The 15,246-nt window shown below is 65.6% G+C and carries 20 protein-coding genes; 14 read left to right on the top strand and 6 right to left on the bottom strand.

What is annotated here, in order from left to right; translation table 11 throughout:
* The first annotated feature begins 226 nt into the window (after window positions 1-226).
* The gene (locus I8J29_RS32110; protein WP_208851349.1) at window positions 227-799 is read left to right on the top strand and encodes a GNAT family N-acetyltransferase; all 573 of its coding nucleotides are present in this window, start codon (window positions 227-229) and stop codon (window positions 797-799) included.
* A gap of 51 nt (window positions 800-850) precedes the next feature.
* A complete protein-coding gene (locus tag I8J29_RS32105) occupies window positions 851-1,249 on the top strand; it encodes a VOC family protein (RefSeq protein WP_208851348.1) in 399 nt (132 codons plus the stop codon).
* An 83-nt stretch (window positions 1,250-1,332) separates the two neighbouring features.
* On the opposite strand, the gene I8J29_RS34550 is transcribed toward I8J29_RS32105, so the two are convergent.
* Entirely contained in the window at window positions 1,333-2,874 is a 1,542-nt protein-coding gene (locus tag I8J29_RS34550) for a copper amine oxidase N-terminal domain-containing protein (protein ID WP_208851347.1), read from the bottom strand.
* Between the two features lie 254 nt (window positions 2,875-3,128).
* On the opposite strand from I8J29_RS34550, the gene I8J29_RS32095 reads away from it, so the two are divergent.
* From I8J29_RS32095 to I8J29_RS32085, 3 genes are all read left to right on the top strand, one after another.
* A complete protein-coding gene (locus tag I8J29_RS32095) occupies window positions 3,129-4,166 on the top strand; it encodes a Gfo/Idh/MocA family protein (RefSeq protein WP_208851346.1) in 1,038 nt (345 codons plus the stop codon).
* A gap of 7 nt (window positions 4,167-4,173) precedes the next feature.
* The gene (locus I8J29_RS32090; RefSeq protein ID WP_208851345.1) at window positions 4,174-4,941 is read left to right on the top strand and encodes a sugar phosphate isomerase/epimerase family protein; all 768 of its coding nucleotides are present in this window, start codon (window positions 4,174-4,176) and stop codon (window positions 4,939-4,941) included.
* Window positions 4,942-5,093: 152 nt separating this feature from the next.
* On the top strand, window positions 5,094-5,462 hold the full coding sequence (locus I8J29_RS32085) for a DUF4180 domain-containing protein (RefSeq protein WP_208851344.1): 369 nt from the start codon (window positions 5,094-5,096) through the stop codon (window positions 5,460-5,462).
* A 94-nt stretch (window positions 5,463-5,556) separates the two neighbouring features.
* On the opposite strand, the gene I8J29_RS32080 is transcribed toward I8J29_RS32085, so the two are convergent.
* Window positions 5,557-6,303: a Gmad2 immunoglobulin-like domain-containing protein gene (locus I8J29_RS32080; RefSeq protein ID WP_208851343.1), complete on the bottom strand. Its 747-nt coding sequence runs from the start codon at window positions 6,301-6,303 to the stop codon at window positions 5,557-5,559.
* Window positions 6,304-6,454: 151 nt separating this feature from the next.
* Here I8J29_RS32080 and I8J29_RS32075 point away from each other — a divergent pair, with 151 nt between their 5' ends.
* Window positions 6,455-6,979: a hypothetical protein gene (locus I8J29_RS32075; protein WP_208851342.1), complete on the top strand. Its 525-nt coding sequence runs from the start codon at window positions 6,455-6,457 to the stop codon at window positions 6,977-6,979.
* Window positions 6,980-7,064: 85 nt separating this feature from the next.
* Window positions 7,065-7,805, top strand: coding sequence for a WecB/TagA/CpsF family glycosyltransferase (locus tag I8J29_RS32070; protein WP_208851341.1), 741 nt, complete (start codon window positions 7,065-7,067; stop codon window positions 7,803-7,805).
* Window positions 7,806-7,983: 178 nt separating this feature from the next.
* Here the strand turns inward: I8J29_RS32070 and I8J29_RS32065 are convergent, their stop codons facing one another.
* Window positions 7,984-8,490, bottom strand: coding sequence for a ferritin (locus I8J29_RS32065; protein WP_276316367.1), 507 nt, complete (start codon window positions 8,488-8,490; stop codon window positions 7,984-7,986).
* Window positions 8,491-8,604: 114 nt separating this feature from the next.
* Window positions 8,605-8,829 carry a DUF1450 domain-containing protein gene (locus tag I8J29_RS32060; protein WP_090642430.1) on the bottom strand — a complete coding sequence of 75 codons (225 nt, stop codon included), beginning with the start codon at window positions 8,827-8,829 and terminating at the stop codon, window positions 8,605-8,607.
* Between the two features lie 181 nt (window positions 8,830-9,010).
* On the opposite strand from I8J29_RS32060, the gene I8J29_RS32055 reads away from it, so the two are divergent.
* The 4 genes from I8J29_RS32055 to I8J29_RS32040 all read left to right on the top strand — a co-directional run bounded on the left by I8J29_RS32055 (window position 9,011) and on the right by I8J29_RS32040 (window position 10,866).
* Entirely contained in the window at window positions 9,011-9,220 is a 210-nt protein-coding gene (locus tag I8J29_RS32055) for a YwbE family protein (RefSeq protein WP_208851339.1), read from the top strand.
* Window positions 9,221-9,224: 4 nt separating this feature from the next.
* A complete protein-coding gene (locus tag I8J29_RS32050; RefSeq protein ID WP_208851338.1) occupies window positions 9,225-9,698 on the top strand; it encodes a NanQ anomerase/TabA/YiaL family protein in 474 nt (157 codons plus the stop codon).
* Between the two features lie 136 nt (window positions 9,699-9,834).
* Window positions 9,835-10,332, top strand: coding sequence for a CcdC family protein (locus I8J29_RS32045; protein ID WP_208851337.1), 498 nt, complete (start codon window positions 9,835-9,837; stop codon window positions 10,330-10,332).
* 81 nt (window positions 10,333-10,413) lie between these two features.
* Window positions 10,414-10,866: a MarR family winged helix-turn-helix transcriptional regulator gene (locus I8J29_RS32040; RefSeq protein ID WP_208851336.1), complete on the top strand. Its 453-nt coding sequence runs from the start codon at window positions 10,414-10,416 to the stop codon at window positions 10,864-10,866.
* A gap of 95 nt (window positions 10,867-10,961) precedes the next feature.
* On the opposite strand, the gene I8J29_RS32035 is transcribed toward I8J29_RS32040, so the two are convergent.
* On the bottom strand, window positions 10,962-11,543 hold the full coding sequence (locus I8J29_RS32035; RefSeq protein ID WP_208851335.1) for a hypothetical protein: 582 nt from the start codon (window positions 11,541-11,543) through the stop codon (window positions 10,962-10,964).
* Between the two features lie 5 nt (window positions 11,544-11,548).
* Window positions 11,549-12,082, bottom strand: a complete 534-nt coding sequence (locus tag I8J29_RS32030; RefSeq protein WP_208851334.1) for a hypothetical protein — start codon at window positions 12,080-12,082, stop codon at window positions 11,549-11,551.
* Between the two features lie 324 nt (window positions 12,083-12,406).
* On the opposite strand from I8J29_RS32030, the gene I8J29_RS32025 reads away from it, so the two are divergent.
* From I8J29_RS32025 to I8J29_RS32015, 3 genes are all read left to right on the top strand, one after another.
* Window positions 12,407-12,724, top strand: coding sequence for a DUF6385 domain-containing protein (locus I8J29_RS32025; protein ID WP_208851333.1), 318 nt, complete (start codon window positions 12,407-12,409; stop codon window positions 12,722-12,724).
* 54 nt (window positions 12,725-12,778) lie between these two features.
* Window positions 12,779-14,260 carry a DUF6385 domain-containing protein gene (locus I8J29_RS34095; protein ID WP_240546636.1) on the top strand — a complete coding sequence of 494 codons (1,482 nt, stop codon included), beginning with the start codon at window positions 12,779-12,781 and terminating at the stop codon, window positions 14,258-14,260.
* 17 nt (window positions 14,261-14,277) lie between these two features.
* The coding region (locus I8J29_RS32015) for a glycosyltransferase family 2 protein (protein ID WP_208851332.1) at window positions 14,278-15,246 on the top strand (969 nt) is incomplete at its 3' end.

The following is a 15,246-nucleotide window of genomic DNA, read 5'->3' as shown; positions in this document are numbered from 1 at the left end:
CCTACCGCGTACGGCCGCGCTGGGCGCGGTCGCCCGGGCGGCAAGCCGAACGCGGGCGGTCGCGCCCAGCGCGGCCGTACGCGGTAGGCAGCGGCACGACAAGGCAAGACAAGTCGAGGCAAGGCAAGGCAAGGCAGCAGCGCACGATCTGATGCCTTGCCTTTTTTCTCGCCCGGGACAAGCCGGGCGGAGACGAACGATCGGGCGAACGAAAGGAGTGGCGGATATGGATAGCGGCGGCAAGCCGAACGCCGAAGCGGCTGTTCCCGGCGGAGGAGACGTGCGTCTCGTACGGCCGGCGGTCGAACTGCGTGCGGCGTACATGGACTTTTACCGGGAATGGATCGAGAGCGGGGAGGACATCGTGCCGTGGGTCGTGGAGCGGGACCCGTCGGACTTTCCGGCGTATGTCCGGTTTCTGCTGGAAGCGTCGGAGGAGGCGCGGGTGGAGGAAGGCTGGGTGCCGCATTCGACCTACTGGCTGCAGGACGGGGCCGGCCGCATCGTCGGCGCCGCCAACATCCGGCACCGGCTGAACCGCAAGCTGGCGGAGAGCGGCGGGCATATCGGGTACGGGGTGGCGCCGTCGCAGCGGCGGAAGGGCTACGCCAAAGCGATGCTCGCGCAGGCGCTGGCGGTCACCGACCGGCTCGGGCTCGACGAGGTGCTCGTCATTTGCGACCGCGGCAACGACGGCTCGGAACGCACGATTCTCGCGAACGGCGGCCGGTTCGATTCCGAGTTCACCGAGGCGCACGGGAACGTCGTCCGGCGGTTCTGGATTCATCGCGAGCCGTGATTGCTTCCGGTTAACGGGCGCAATCCCATCCACCTTAAAGGAGCGATTCAAGTGGCCAAATTAACCCCTTATCTCTACAGCGCCAATGCCCGCGAGCAGGCGGGATTTTACGCGCGGGCGCTTGACGGCGAAATCGTGAGCCTGCAGACGTTCGCCGACATGCCGGGCAGCACGCCGGAGGATCGCGACCGCGTCATGCATCTGGTCTTGCAGGCGGCGGGCGTGACGTTCTTCCTCGCGGACGCCGGGCCCGTCGAGCGCGGCAACGGCCTGGACCTGACGCTGGAATTCGAGACCGAGGACGCCGCGCGCCAGGCGTTCGACCGGCTGGCCGAAGGCGGCCGGGTGCTCATGCCGTTCGAGCGGATGTTCTGGGGCAGCCTGTTCGGCCGGCTGACCGATCCGTTCGGCGTGCGGTGGCAGATCGCGACGGCGCCGGGCGGGCAATAAGGCCCTGCCTTTCACGAAAGAGGCTCGCGGACGCATACGGCGTTCGCGAGCCTCTTTCGCATGCCTCCTGCCGCCGGCCGCGCTCAGTCCACGTCCGCGATCCGCCACGCGCCGTCCTCCTGCGTCAGCACGAGGCCGGCGCCGCCGGTCCGGTTGCCGCGCGGGTCGAACAGGTAGCCGAACGTCACGTCGGCGAGCAGCGCGCCGCCCGGCCGGTTTTGGAACGTCACGGCGCGGATGCCCGTAATGAGCCGCTGCCCGATAACGCCGAAGTCCGGGGCCGGCAGGACGTCCTTGGCGAACAGCTTCTCGAGCGCCGCGCCGTCCCGGGCGTTCAGCGCCTCGACGTAGCCGTTCAGGACCTTGACGGCGGCGAGCTTCCGCGGGTCGCCCGCGTACGCGCCTTCCCGGAGCGGCGCCGGCTTGAAGGTCAGCAGCGCGCCGTTCACGGCCGGCGTCCAGGTCAGGCCGAGCCCGAGGGCGCCGGCCGTCGCGCGCAGCGGCAGATAGACGCTGCCCTTCACGAGGACGGGCTTGGCGTTCGCCCCGGTCAGCCGCTTGCCGTTGACCCAGAGCGACAGCTCGCCGGCGCCGCCCGGGTTGACCGCCGGCGGCTTGGGCTGCGAAGCGATCATCGCCGCCTTATGCGCCGCGTCCCACGTCACGCGCCAGCCGAACGCCTCCGCCAGCGCCCGCATCGGCAGCAGCATGGCGCCGTTCGAGACGACCGGCGCGAGCGCCGTCCCGCCGGCGGGCACGCCGTTGATCGCGAGCTGCGGGCCGGCGGGCGCGGCGACGCGCACGGGGAACGACGGGTTGCCGGCGTCGGTGACGAGATCGAGGCTGTATTCGCCCGGCAGCACCGGCTTGAAGGCGCCGTCGATCGTTTCGCCGTAGGCCGGCAGGACGAACGTCAGCGCGTAGCGCGCCTCGCGCATCGGACCCGAATAGACGAGCAGCGCCCGTTTGGACGGGAAATACGTCCCCTTCGCCGTCGTGTAGCCGCCGGAGGCGCCCGGCGTCTCGACGAACACGTTGACGATGCCGGACTGCCCGAACCCGTCGCTGCCGCGGATCGCGAGCGTCCCGCCGATCGCGGGCTCCAGCGTGCTGATCGTCGAGCGGGGCGGCAGCGCCATCAGCGTCGCGAGATCGTCCATCGCGGCGTTGTCGGCTGCCAGATAGACGTCCGGTCCGTAGTAGAGCAGCACGTGCTGCCGGTCCTTGAATTCGAGCGACAGGTCCGTCTCGCCGGCCAAGTCGATGTCCGCGCCGACGGCGAAGAAATGCTCCTCGCCCTCCAGCCGTTCCTTCGTCAGCTCCGCCTTGCCGATCAGGCGGTTGACGACCGAGGCGGTCTTGGCGATGGCGTCATGGTCCGCCCCGCGCGAGGCGAACAGCGGCAGGTAGCGCTGGTCGGCCTGGTGAAAATGCACGGCCGCGACGTCGCCCGCCGCGATGCCGAAGGCGGGAAGCGCCGGCGCCGCCGGCACGGCCGCGACGTCCTCATCCGCGTCCACGGCGCTCCGCGTCGCCGCGGCGTCCGCGGCCGGGCCGGCAGATGCCGCGGCCCCGAAAGCCAGCAGGACGGCCAAAGCCGCCGTCCGTAGTCGATTGAAGCTCACGCGATACCCTCCCTGGGCCTCTGATCCCTATTTGTCATAAGACTACATTCTCGGTCAGGAAGTTACATCCTGCCGGCATGAAAGATCTTTAATTTTGGCGGTTGTTGGGGAATCCCGGGGAATGTCCGGGTTAGCCGGGATTCCCGCGGTCCGAATCGTGAACGATCGCCCGCCATTTCTCGTACGATTGTCTATCCCCGTCCCCCGCGCGCTTGTGGTAGGCTAAGGCTATGTAGGCGGAGGAGGCTGTGATCGTGGACAAGTATCGCGTTGCATTCATCGGCTGCGGCAACCGGGCGAAGCGCCATGCCGAGGCGCTGCGGGCGGACGGCCGCTGCCGGGTCGTCGCCGTATCGGACCTGAGTCCGGAGGCGGCGGAGTCGTTCAAGGCGGAGTTCGCGTTCGGGGAAGCCGCCGTCCATACGGACTACGCGGCCATGCTGGCCGCGGAGAAGCCGGACATCGTCATCTCGTGCCTGTGGACGCCGCTGCACCTGCCGATGTTCCGGGCATGCGCGGCGGCGGGCGTCCGGGCCGTGCATTCCGAGAAGCCGATGGCGCCGACCTGGGGCGACTGCCTGGAGATGGCGCGCCTCGCCGAGGCGTCGGGCTGCCAGCTGACGTTCTGCCACCAGCGCCGCTTCGCGGCGGGGAACCGGCTCGTCCGGGAGTGGCTGAGGGAAGGACGGATCGGCAAGCTGCTGCGGATGGATCTCTATTCGCCGCCGAATTTGCTGGATTGCGGGACCCACACGTTCGACCAGGCGCTGAGCTTCAACGAGGAGACCGGCGTCAAATGGGTGCTCGGCGCGGTGGACGGCACGAACCCGCTGAATTGGTTCAGCGTGCGCGCGGAAAGCATGGCGGTCGGCACGCTCGTGTTCGCGAACGGCGTCCGCGCCGCCGTGCAGACCGGCGGACCGGACCAGGATATGCACACCGGCGTCCGGCTGGTGGGCAGCGAAGGCTTCGTCGAGGTGGACTGGGACGGCCGCATCGGCGAAGCGCGGGTCTATGACGACCCGGCATGGAAGCCCGAAGTGGCGGAGGCCGACGAGGCCGCCCAAATGATCGGGGTCATCGACGACGTCGTCTCGAGCCTCGAAGCGGGCCGCGAGCCCGAGCTGTCGTACCGGAAGGCGCTCCGCGCGAGCGAGATCATCTATGCGTGCTACGAATCGGTCCGGCGCCACGCGCGGGTGGAGCTGCCCCTCGCGGGCGTGACCGACAATCCGTTTATCCAATTGCTGGACGCCGGCCATTTTGAGCCGGCGGCCGAACAAGGAGCGTGACCGGAAGATGGGAAATCCGAAGCTGGGTTTGATCGGCATCATTCACGAGGAAGCGAAGACCGATTTTTGGGGTGCGATGAGCAAGGCGGCCGAGATCGGTTATCAAGGCATCGAGGGCGTGGAGCCTCATCTGCTGGCGGGCGACGCCGCGAGCAACGTGAAGCGCTTTCAAGCATTAGGCCTGCAGGCCGTCACGGTCAGCGCGAGCCGGGAGTCGCTGCGCGAGGAGCTGGACCGGCTCGTCGCGAACGCGTCGACGGTCGAGGCGTCCCACGTCACCGTCTGGTGGGGACCGTGCGAATCCAAGGACCAGCTGCTGCGCGACGCCGAGCTGTATAACCGGGCGGGGGCCCGGCTGGCGGCGGAGGGCGTCAAGCTCTGCTACCACAACCATGCGCACGAGTTCCGGACGGCGTATAATGGCGTGAGCGCCATGGATATTTTGGTCGAATACACCGACCCGAAGGCGGTCTTCTTCGAAATGGACATCGCCTGGATCACGATGGGCGGCGCCGACCCGGTTCAGGTGCTGCACAAGATGGCCGGCCGCGTTCCCGCCATTCACGTGAAGGACGTCACGACGGCCGAGGCGCCGGACCAATGGACCGCCGTCGGCACGGGCATCGTCCGGATCGCGCCTTCGATTCTGAAGGCCCGCGAGATCGGCGTGAACTGGATGGTCGTCGAGCAGGACCGGCTCCGCAACCTGACGCCGATGGAAACGATCGCGGCGAGCTACTTGAATTTGAAGGAAGCGGGACTGCTCGGCGGTTGACGCCGCGCTTCGCCGCGAGGAGCCTGCCCGGCGGGGCGGGCTCCGTTTTATTTTCGGCGCGCGGCTTTATCTCGCCGCGCGTTCGGGCTATGATGGAGTCAGCCGGCCCTCGGGCAGGCGCATCATCGAAATCAAGGAAGGCGGTGCGGCGCATGAACATGACGATCGATCAGCGCGGGACGTCCCGGGTCGCGATCATCGAAGGCGACGGCGTCGTCATCGGCAGCGTGCAAGAAGCGCTCGATCTGATGGCCGACGCGAGTTACAACGGGGACGCGCACAAGCTGCTCCTCGACAAGGCGAACGTCGCGGAGGATTTCTTCGAGCTGCGGACGAAGCTGGCGGGCGATATCCTGCAGAAGTTCACGAACTACGGCGTCAAGATCGCCATCGTCGGCGATTTCGGCGGCTATGACAGCAAGAGCTTGCGGGATTTCATTTACGAATGCAACCAGGGGAAACGGTTCTTCTTCCTGGCGGACCGGGCGGAGGCGCTGGACGCGCTTCATGCCGCCGACTAACGGCGGCGTCCGCGGGCGGGATAAGACGAAGGCGGCTGCCGGAATGGCAGCCGCCTTCGTTTCGTTTTATTTTATTTTATTTCGGTCCAAAGCCTTATTCGCCCTCAAGCTTCAGGATGCTTTTGTCGAACGTGTAGGCGATGTGCAGCTCGTGCACGTGCGAGCCGTCCTTGGCGCTCGCCTCGTAGATCGTCAGCACGCCCGTCGGGCTGGACGGCGGCTCCTGGAGCGCGATGTCAAGCTCGAACTCGCCCCAGGCCGGCGCGCCTTTGTCCGCCATCGCATGGCCTTCCGCGAGCACGTTGTGGCCGTCCTCGAAGGAGTAGCCGAAGGCCGCCTCGAAGACGCGCGCCTGCCCCTTCACCTTGAACGTCTTGCCGACGACGCTGTCCGGCGCGGGACCGTAGACGCGGAACGCCTCGTTGCTCGCGACGACCTTCGGCTTGGCGCTGTCCGGCTCGCTTTTGCCGCCGCCCGCGTTCGCGTCGTTGCCCGTGCCCGGCTTCGCTCCGCCGTTCGCATTCGTTCCTCCGTTCCCGTTCGTCCCGCCGCCCGCGTTCGGGCCGTTTCCGCCGCTGCCGGCGGACGGATCGGACGGCTGGGAAGGCGCGACCGTCCCGCCGTCTCCGGTATCGTTCTTGTTCACGGCACCTGCGTCATTCCCGCGATTACCGGCGTTATCGCCGGTCCCGGAGCCGGTCCGGTCCCCTTGATCGGCGGCCGGCGGCTTGCCGGGCGCCTCGGCGACGCTGCCGGGCTTGCCGGAGCAGCCCGCGAGCAGCATCAGCGCGAGCGTCAGCGCGATCGCGCCGGACGCCGCCGTGCGGATTCGTTTCGTCATCGCTGTCACCTGCTTTCCTATAGTCGGCGTATCGCCGGTCAAAAAATTTCGCCGCGGCAGGCGAACGAGGTTGCCTGCGCTCTTGCCTTTAGTATACGCTTGAAAAAAAGGCTTGAATCACCAAAGAAGCCAAGAGGAGGAAGCGCGCGACATGTTCGAATGGAGCCGGCTGCTTCGGTTTAACCGGTATTTGGGCCAAAACGGACGGAACGAGATCGACTACCAATGGCCGACTTCCAAGTTTCCCGTCATCAGCATCCGCACGAGCGCGGGCAGGGGCAAGCCGAAGGTCGCCTTCGGCCTCGTGGCGCTCGGCGACGTCGCGATCGGCCTCGTCGCCGGCGGCGCGGTGGCGGTCGGCATCGTCGGCTTCGGCGCCGTCGCCCTCGGCGCCATGCTCGGGCTCGGCGCGGTCGCGCTCTCGGGCGGCCTCGCCGCCGGCGCGGTGGCGATCGGCGATCTTGCCCTCGGGGCGGTGGCGATCGGCCAATCCGCGCTCGGGGCCGTCGCGATCGGCGAGAACGCGCTCGGGGCGGTCGCCATCGGCCAGCATGTCGTCGGCGCGGTGGCGATCGGCGAGCGCGTCTACGGCCTGGTCGCGATCGGCGAGCACGGCTTCGGCCTCGTGCCGATCGTCGGCGACTTCATCCGCTGGCTCGGCGGGCTGTTCGATTAGCCCGGCGGGGCGGTTTCTTTCGCCGGCATGGGCCCTGTGCTACAATAAGGGACAGCATGAGTGAGGAAGAGGAAGGTGTGGAAGCATGGACAGCGTCAATATTTTAGGCGTGACCTTCTCGAAAATGACGCTTTCGGATACGGTGAAGCTGATTCAGGCCAAGCTGGCGGCGGATACGCGCGCGGAGACGAAGCCGTTCCATCTCATTACGGCCAATCCGGAGATCGTGATGGCGGCGAAGGGGCAGCCGGAGCTGCGGCGGATCGTCGACGAGGCCGATCTCGTCACGCCGGACGGCATCGGCGTCGTGCTCGCGGCGAAATGGCAGGGGACGCGCATTCCCGAACGCGTGACGGGCTACGATATGCTGATTCGGCTGCTGGAGGGCGCGGCGGCAAACGGCTTCTCGCTTTACGTCCTGGGCGCGGACGAGGAGACGAACGCGAAGGCCGTCGGCATCATCAAGGCGAAGTATCCCGGCGTGGAGATCGCCGGCCGGCATAACGGCTTCTTCAAGGGCGACCAGGAGAACGAGATCGTGGCCGACATCGGACGGAAACGGCCGGATCTGCTGATCGTGGCGCTCGGCGCGCCGAATGCCGAGAAGTGGATCTACAAGCATAAGAGCCGCTTGAACGCGAAGGTCGCGTTCGGCGTGGGCGGCAGCCTCGACGTCATCGCGGGCAAGGTGAAGCGCGCGCCCGTCATCTGGCAGAAGCTGAACGTCGAATGGCTGTACCGGCTGCTGAAGCAGCCGTCGCGCTGGCGCCGCCAGCTGGTGCTGCCGAAATTCGCGCTCACCATTCTGACGACGCGCCGCCGCTGACGGTTGCGGGACATCGGCGGAATCGCCGGCCCGGTTAAGGCAAGCCGCCAGCCCATAGGCGGCCATGCAAAAAAAGGACAGCCCCGAGGCTGTCCTTTCGCGCGTTCAAGCGCCGGTTGCGTCCGGCCGCGTCTTGCTCGCCGGCGTTTCGCCGCCGGGCCGCCGCCCTGCGGTACGCTTAGGCGTTCGCCGGCGGGGTGAAGCTGCGCGCCGCGAACTCGGCATCGAGCATGAAGAACGCGTTGCTGTCCTGGTCGATGCGCTTCAGCTTGTTGATGATGCTGTCGAACATCGCTTCTTCTTCGACCTGCTCGTCGATGAACCATTTGAGGAACTGGATCGTCGCATGCTCGCGGTCGTTCAGGGCGAGGTCGGACAAGTGGTAGATGCGCTTGGTGACTTCGAGCTCATGCTGGTAGGCATGCTCGAACGCGTCGAGAATGGAGCCATAGTCGTTGTTGGGCGTGCCCATGCCGTTCAACGTGACGCGCTTCCCGCGGTCGTTGAGGTACTTGTACAATTTCATGGCATGGAAACGTTCTTCTTCGGCCTGCACGATAAAGAAGTTCGCGAAGCCGTCCAGGCTTTCTCCGGAGCAATACGCGGCGATCGCCAAATACACGTGGGCGGAATAAAACTCGAAGTTCAGCTGTTCGTTCAACGCTTCGCTGAGCGTGTCGTTCATCATCGGCTACGCCTCGCTTTCCAATTAGGGTCGTATGTAAACGCAAAGAGAAGAAGGCGGGCGGATGCGGTCGATCCGGCGCTTCTTCTCTTATCGTACCACACTATGCCGTCATTAGCCTATCCGATGCTTCAGCTTCGCATACAGGGCGTCCGCGGACGGGGCGACGACTACTTCGGTCTTGCCGATCAGGACCATGCACTGCTTGGCGCACAGCTTGCAGTTGCCGAGGCAGTCCTTCTTCTTCTGCTTCAAATCGGGAAATTCCTGCTTCAGCGATTTGAACACGGTCTTGGAGCCGTGCCGGAAATTGCGGCAGCAGTATTTGATTTTCTTCATCCGTCCGGAACCCTGCCTCTCCGCGGCCCGCGCGCTTCGCCAGCCTGCTTTTCTACTCTAATGATAGTAATTCTCATTCTCACTGTCAACGAAAATAACGAAAGGCCCGTTCCTTTACTTCGCCTGCCCGCTGGATTATGATGGGGGACAGAAAACCGAACGAGAAGGAGCGCTGCCCCGCATGAGCACAAACGGACAATCGCGCGCGAACATCCGGCCGGGCCTCACGGTCGACATCGTATTGAAGAAGGACCAGCCGACCGGGCGCCTGACCCGCGGCGTGGTCAAGGATATTTTGACGAATTCGCCGAACCACCCCCACGGCATCAAGGTCCGCCTGCAGAGCGGCGACGTAGGCCGGGTCAAGGCGATCGTTACCGAAGGAGGCTGAACCGATGATGATCAGCGACATGACCAATTGGGCGCGCGAGAAGCAGACGTTCCCCGCGGGCGTGCGGCGCGCGATCGAGCGGCTGCAGGCCATGGATTTGGACGCGCTGCCCGCCGGCCGGCACGACATCGGCGAGGAAGGCATGTTCCTCCTCATCAACGAACCGGTGACGCGGCCGTGGCATGAAGTACCGCCGGAGACGCACCGGACGCACACCGACGTGCAGCTGCTGCTGAGCGGCCGCGAGCAGATGCGCGTCGCCAAAGCGGCGGAGGACCAGATCGTGACCGACGACCGCTACGACGCGGAAGACATCGCGTTCTACGGCGAGATTCATCGCGAGCAAACCGTACATCTGGTGCCCGGCGATTTCGTCGTCCTCTTCCCGACCGATATCCACCGTCCGAACTGCTCGGCGGACGAGGACATGCCGATCCGCAAGGCGGTCGTGAAGATCCGCGCCGACGTGCTCGTCTAAGGAGACGAAGCGCGTCCCTTCGGGAATGGCGGCGTTTGCAACAACGGCGCAAAATAGGTAGGATAGATGGAGTGACGGCTGCTTCGCCAGAGCCGTCGAACCGACCGCGGAGCTTGCCGCAAAGGAGTGCGTCCGGATGTTCCAGAATTCGTTTTCAGTCGGCCATGTCGCGTCGATCGTCGTGACGCTGCTGTCCGGCGCGGCGGTCATGTTCCTGCGGCTGCGGGCCAGCAACCGGCCGACGAACATGCGGAAAATCATCATCCCCCCGCTTGGCATGTCCACCGGCTTCCTGATGTTCGTCGTGCCCGAGACGCACGTGCCGTGGACGTGGGCGCTGATCGCTTTCGCCGCGGGCGCGACCGTGTTCGCCTATCCGCTGATCCGGACGTCCAAGCTGGAGCGGGTCGGCGGCGAGATCGTCCTGAAGCGGTCCAAAATGTTCGTGTTCATTCTGCTCGGCCTGCTGATCGTCCGCCTGCTGGTGCACGACGCGGTGGAGTCGAAGGTGTCGATCCCGCAGACGGGCGCGTTGTTCTTCGTGCTCGCGTTCGGCATGATCGTCGTGTGGCGCATCGCGATGCTCCGGGAATTCATGGCCCTGCAGCGCGGCGCCGGCAAGGAAATCAGTTGACAGCCCTCGGGTCAGCTGATATTCTAACCACATCAATTGTATGCAATTTAATTGCATTGACATAGATTGGAGAGACGAATCATGGACAAGAGCGCGATGCTCGAGCTGGACAATCAGCTCTGTTTTGCCCTCTATGCCTGCGCGCGCGAGGTGACGAAGCTGTATCGCCCGTTCCTCGACGAGCTGGGCCTGACGTATACGCAGTACGTCACCTTGCTGGCGCTGTGGGAGAAGGACGAAGTGCCCGTGAAGGAGCTTGGCCGCAGGCTGTACCTGGATTCCGGGACGCTGACGCCGCTGCTCAAGAAGCTCGAGGCCATGGGCCTGCTGCGCCGGGAACGGGACCCGCAGGACGAGCGCAGCGTCATCGTCCGGCTGACCGGCGACGGGCGGGCGCTCAAGGAGCGGGCGACCGACATCCCGGAGCGCGTCTTTTGCCAGACGAGCCTGACCCCGGACGGCATCGTCGCGCTGCGCGAACAGCTTCGCAAGCTGACGGCCGAGGTGCACACGCAGACCTGCGATCCCGGCTGACGCGATACGCCCAATTTGCAATAGGCCAGACAAAAGCGGCCGCTTCCGTGCTTACGGAAGCGGCCGCTTTTTGCTGTGCGCGTCGACGCGCGGCATCAACCTTCCCACCAGAGCGCGTTGGCGAAGCAGGACAGAATGCCGGCCACGCTGAGCGAAGCGCTTACCGTCATGGAGAGGCTTTGATTCGGCGGCACGACGAGGGCGCCCCCGTAATCGGCGCTGAACATGCCGGCGTTGATCGGGCAAGCGAAGAAGTTCGTGCCGCCGCTTATGGCGCTCGCGGACGAGCGCGCCGTCATGACGCTTGCCGCCCCGCTGCCGAGCCGCGTATTGACCGGCGTCAGCGCCGCGGGCGAGGCGATCGTGCCTCCGCGCGCGAGCGCGACGGAGTCGCTGAAGCTCGAGAGCAGATTGAGCGCGATGCCAACCCCGCCGGCTATGCGGGAGACGTAGAGCGTGCGGCCGCTGCCGGCGGGGTTGGCGATTTGCACGGCCGCGGTGACCGAGCCCCCGAGCAAGCCGAGCGTCGACGAGGTGACGAAGCTGACGGCGAACTCCCGCGCCTCGGCGGCCGCGTCGTAATCCGGCGGGGCCACGATGCCCGGCGCGGCGTACGTGTTCGCCAGTTTGCCGAAGAACTTGCCGTTGCTTTGATCGAAGACGATTTGATTCGGCATGTCCGCTATGCCTCCCACCATGTCAGGTTGAGCGAGCCGGTCAAGGCGCCGGCGCCGAGCGTCAAGGAGATCGTCTGGCCGGCCTGGACGACGAGGCTGCCCGAGAAGTCGATCGCGAACATGCCGCTCGTCACCTGCATCGTCATGACGGTCGTCGGCGCGCCGCCGAGGGTGCCCGTATTTTGCCTGGTCGTCGCGGCGCTCGCGGCGGAATTGCCGAACAAGGCGTTGAACGGAGCGGGGGTCGTGCCGCCCGCGATCGTGCCGCCCGACGCGATCGTCAGCGCGGCTGCCGCCGTCGTGCCGCCCGCGACCCGGGAGACGAACAGCCGCTTCCCGCTGCCGACCGGATTGGCCGCCTGCAGCAGGAGGGAGCTGCCAGAGCCGACGGAGACGCTGCCGGAATTCAAGATATAGAGCACGCCGTTCTTGGCGGCATCGAGCTCGGGGGCGCCATTTATGCCGGGGGATGCGAAAACATTGCTCTGCTGCATATATATGGGATTTTGTTCGGTGTTGAATATATGATAGTTGGTCATGCAGCACCTCTTTTCTGAAAATGGGACCCGCAAATCATATTCCGATTAGTTTACATTATATGGAATGGGAAATTCAGTAAGACCTCGAGACAATCCTTAATGATATGTAAAAATTGGCCTATGGTCCGGCGGACAACTGCCGTTTCTATCATGGAAAATATTACATAAAATGCAGAAGCGTTGCGCTAAGGGGAAGATGACATGACCAAGAAGACCCGACGCTGTCACCAAGGGAGAAGGCCTGCGCTTCCCCCGCGTTGCAAACCGAACGGGCAATCGAATCATCCTTGTCATAACAAAAAGAAGAAGACCGCCGCCGCCGGCGTGTTTTCGGAGCGAATTTTTTCGGATGTACGCACAACGGATGATTTTGTCGCGCTGCCCGCGCAGGATACCTCGAACAAGGCCACGTACTCGTACGCCGTCGTCAACGAGGGGAGCGAGCCTGCGATCGCGCAGCTCGAGATCGGTCCGAACGGCTTCGATTACGCGGTCGACGCGGAAGAGGTCGTGCAGGGCGGCAGCACGGCCGTGGTCGTGCCGGCGCGGTTTCAGCGGTACACGCGGCTGCGCTTGAAATCCATGCACGAAGGGAAGCCGACGCGGATCGCCGTTTATTATCAGGCACAGCGGATCAAGTGAATCATCCGGAACCGGAAGCGAGCGAATTTTATTGTGAAAGCGATGTGAGGAACGATGCCGAACTTTTCATCCTTTAACCCGAATCCCGACAAGCTGCGCACGTTGATATTCGGGCAGGATCCGACGCTGACGCCGCAGCCGGTGGCAACGGACACGGCCGGGCATATATTGAATATTATTATGGACGGTACGATCACCAGCATTTCCGGGGTGACGATCTCGGGCGGCACGGTGTCCGTCGGCACGATTTCGAACCTGCTGAACGGCACGATCACGAGCGTGCTCGGGGCGACGATCACGGCGGGGACGCTGACGAACCTGCTGAACGGTACGATCACGAGCGTCATGGGCGCCACGATCACGGCCGGTACGGTCGCGCTGTCCGGGGGCACGGTCTCGAACCTGCTGGACGGCACGCTTACGAGCGTGCTCGGGGCGACGATCACGGCGGGCACGATCTCGAACCTGCTGGACGGCACGTTGACCAGCGTGCTCGGCGCCACGATTACCGCCGGAACGCTGACGAACCTGCTGAACGGTACGATCACCAGCGTCATGGGCGCGACGATCACGGCCGGTACGGTGGCGATCTCGGGCGGCACGGTGTCGGTGGGCACGATTTCGAACCTGCTCGACGGCACGCTCACGAGCGTGCTGGGCGCGACGATTACGGCCGGAACGTTGACGAACCTGCTGAACGGTACGATCACGAGCGTCATGGGCGCCACGATCACGGCCGGTACGGTGGCGGTCTCGGGCGGCACGATTTCGAACCTGCTCGACGGCACGCTCACGAGCGTGCTGGGGGCGACGATTACGGCGGGAACGTTGACCAACCTGCTTAACGGTACGATCACGAGCGTCATGGGCGCCACGATCACGGCCGGTACGGTGGCGATCTCGGGCGGCACGGTGTCGGTGGGCACGATTTCGAACCTGCTCGACGGCACGCTTACGAGCGTGCTCGGGGCGACGATCACGGCGGGAACGCTGACGAACCTGCTGAACGGCACGATCACGAGCGTGCTGGGCGCGACGATTACGGCAGGCACGATCTCGAACCTGCTGGACGGTACGCTGACCAGCGTGCTCGGGGCGACGATCACGGCGGGAACGCTGACGAACCTGCTGAACGGCACGATTACGAGCGTCATGGGCGCCACGATCACGGGCGGTACGCTGAGCAGCGTGACGTCGATCTCGCAGAAGAGCTTCGTCGAACAGGCGAGCACGGCGCTCGCGACGGCGGATGCGTTCACGCCGCTTCCGGCGGTGACGACGAGCGTGCTCGGCACGTATTCCTTCTTCGTGCACAACGTGGGTCCCGGCGCGAACGACGCCGACGCCCGCGTGGAAATCAGCGCCGACGGCACGAACTGGTACGCGGACGTCGACACGACGACGGGGATCGCCGTCGGCAGCGTGGATGTGCTGGTGCCGCAGCGGTTTCTGAAATACACCCGGCTGGCGTACCGCTCTTCGGCCGCGGGCAACCCGACGACGATCGACGTGTACTTCAACGGGCAAGGCACTTAATTTGGGAGCGTGATTCCATGCTGCTCGGCATTCATGTCCTGGCATGCAACGAAGAGGCGACGCTCGGCCGCTGTCTCGACAGCGTGCGGGGCTTCGCGGAGGAAATCGTCGTCACGGACACCGGCTCCGCCGACGGAACCGTCCGGATCGCGGAAGCGTACGGGGCCAGGATCGTCCGGGCGGCATGGGAGGACGATTTCGCGGCGGCGCGCAACGCCGGGCTGGACGCCGCGCGCACGGTCTGGGTGCTCGCGGTGGACGCGGACGAGTGGCTGGAGCCCGGCTTCGACCGGGCCGGCCTTCGCCGCTTGCTGCGCGTGACGCCCGCGGACGGGTTGACCGCGCGGATCGAGAGCCTGTACGGCCGCGGGGAAGGGGAGACGCTGGCGCACGACGCCATGCGTCTCTTCCGCGCGGATCGCGGGCTGCGGTATGCCGGCGTCGTCCACGAGCAGCTCGTCCGGCCCGGCGCCGAGCCGCGCTACGTCGAAGGCCCGTCCTCCGGGCTGCGGCTGGGACATGACGGCTACCTGCCGGAGCCGATGGCGCGCAAGGCGAAGGCCGAGCGCAACCTTCGGTTGATCGGCAAGGCGCTGCGCCTGGCGCCGGACGACCCGTTCCACCTGTATAACCGGGGCGTGACGCTCTGCCAGTTGAACCGGCCAAAGGACGCCTGCGCGGCGTTTGCTTTGGCTTCTTTGTTTGCGCCGGACGACGCGCCGTACCGGGCTTCGCTCGTCCGCGACCGGGCGAAGGCGCTGCTCGCCGCCGGCGACGCCGACGGGGCGGAGGCGCTGCTGCGCCGGGAAGCGGATCGCTACGCCGCGCATCCGGACGTGCAGCTCGTCTACGGCGACTGCCTGCTGGCGCAGAAGCGCGCCTTGGACGCGCGCGGCGCTTACGAAGCCGCGCTGGCGGCGGGCGAAGCGGCGCGCGGCGGCGTGCGGGAGGCGGGCGCCGGGAGCTTCCGCGCCCGCTGCGGCCTG

Source organism: Paenibacillus artemisiicola (assembly GCF_017652985.1).
Classification (GTDB): Bacteria; Bacillota; Bacilli; order Paenibacillales; family Paenibacillaceae; genus Paenibacillus_Z; species Paenibacillus_Z artemisiicola.
This window is presented reverse-complemented; position numbering and strand designations above follow the sequence as displayed.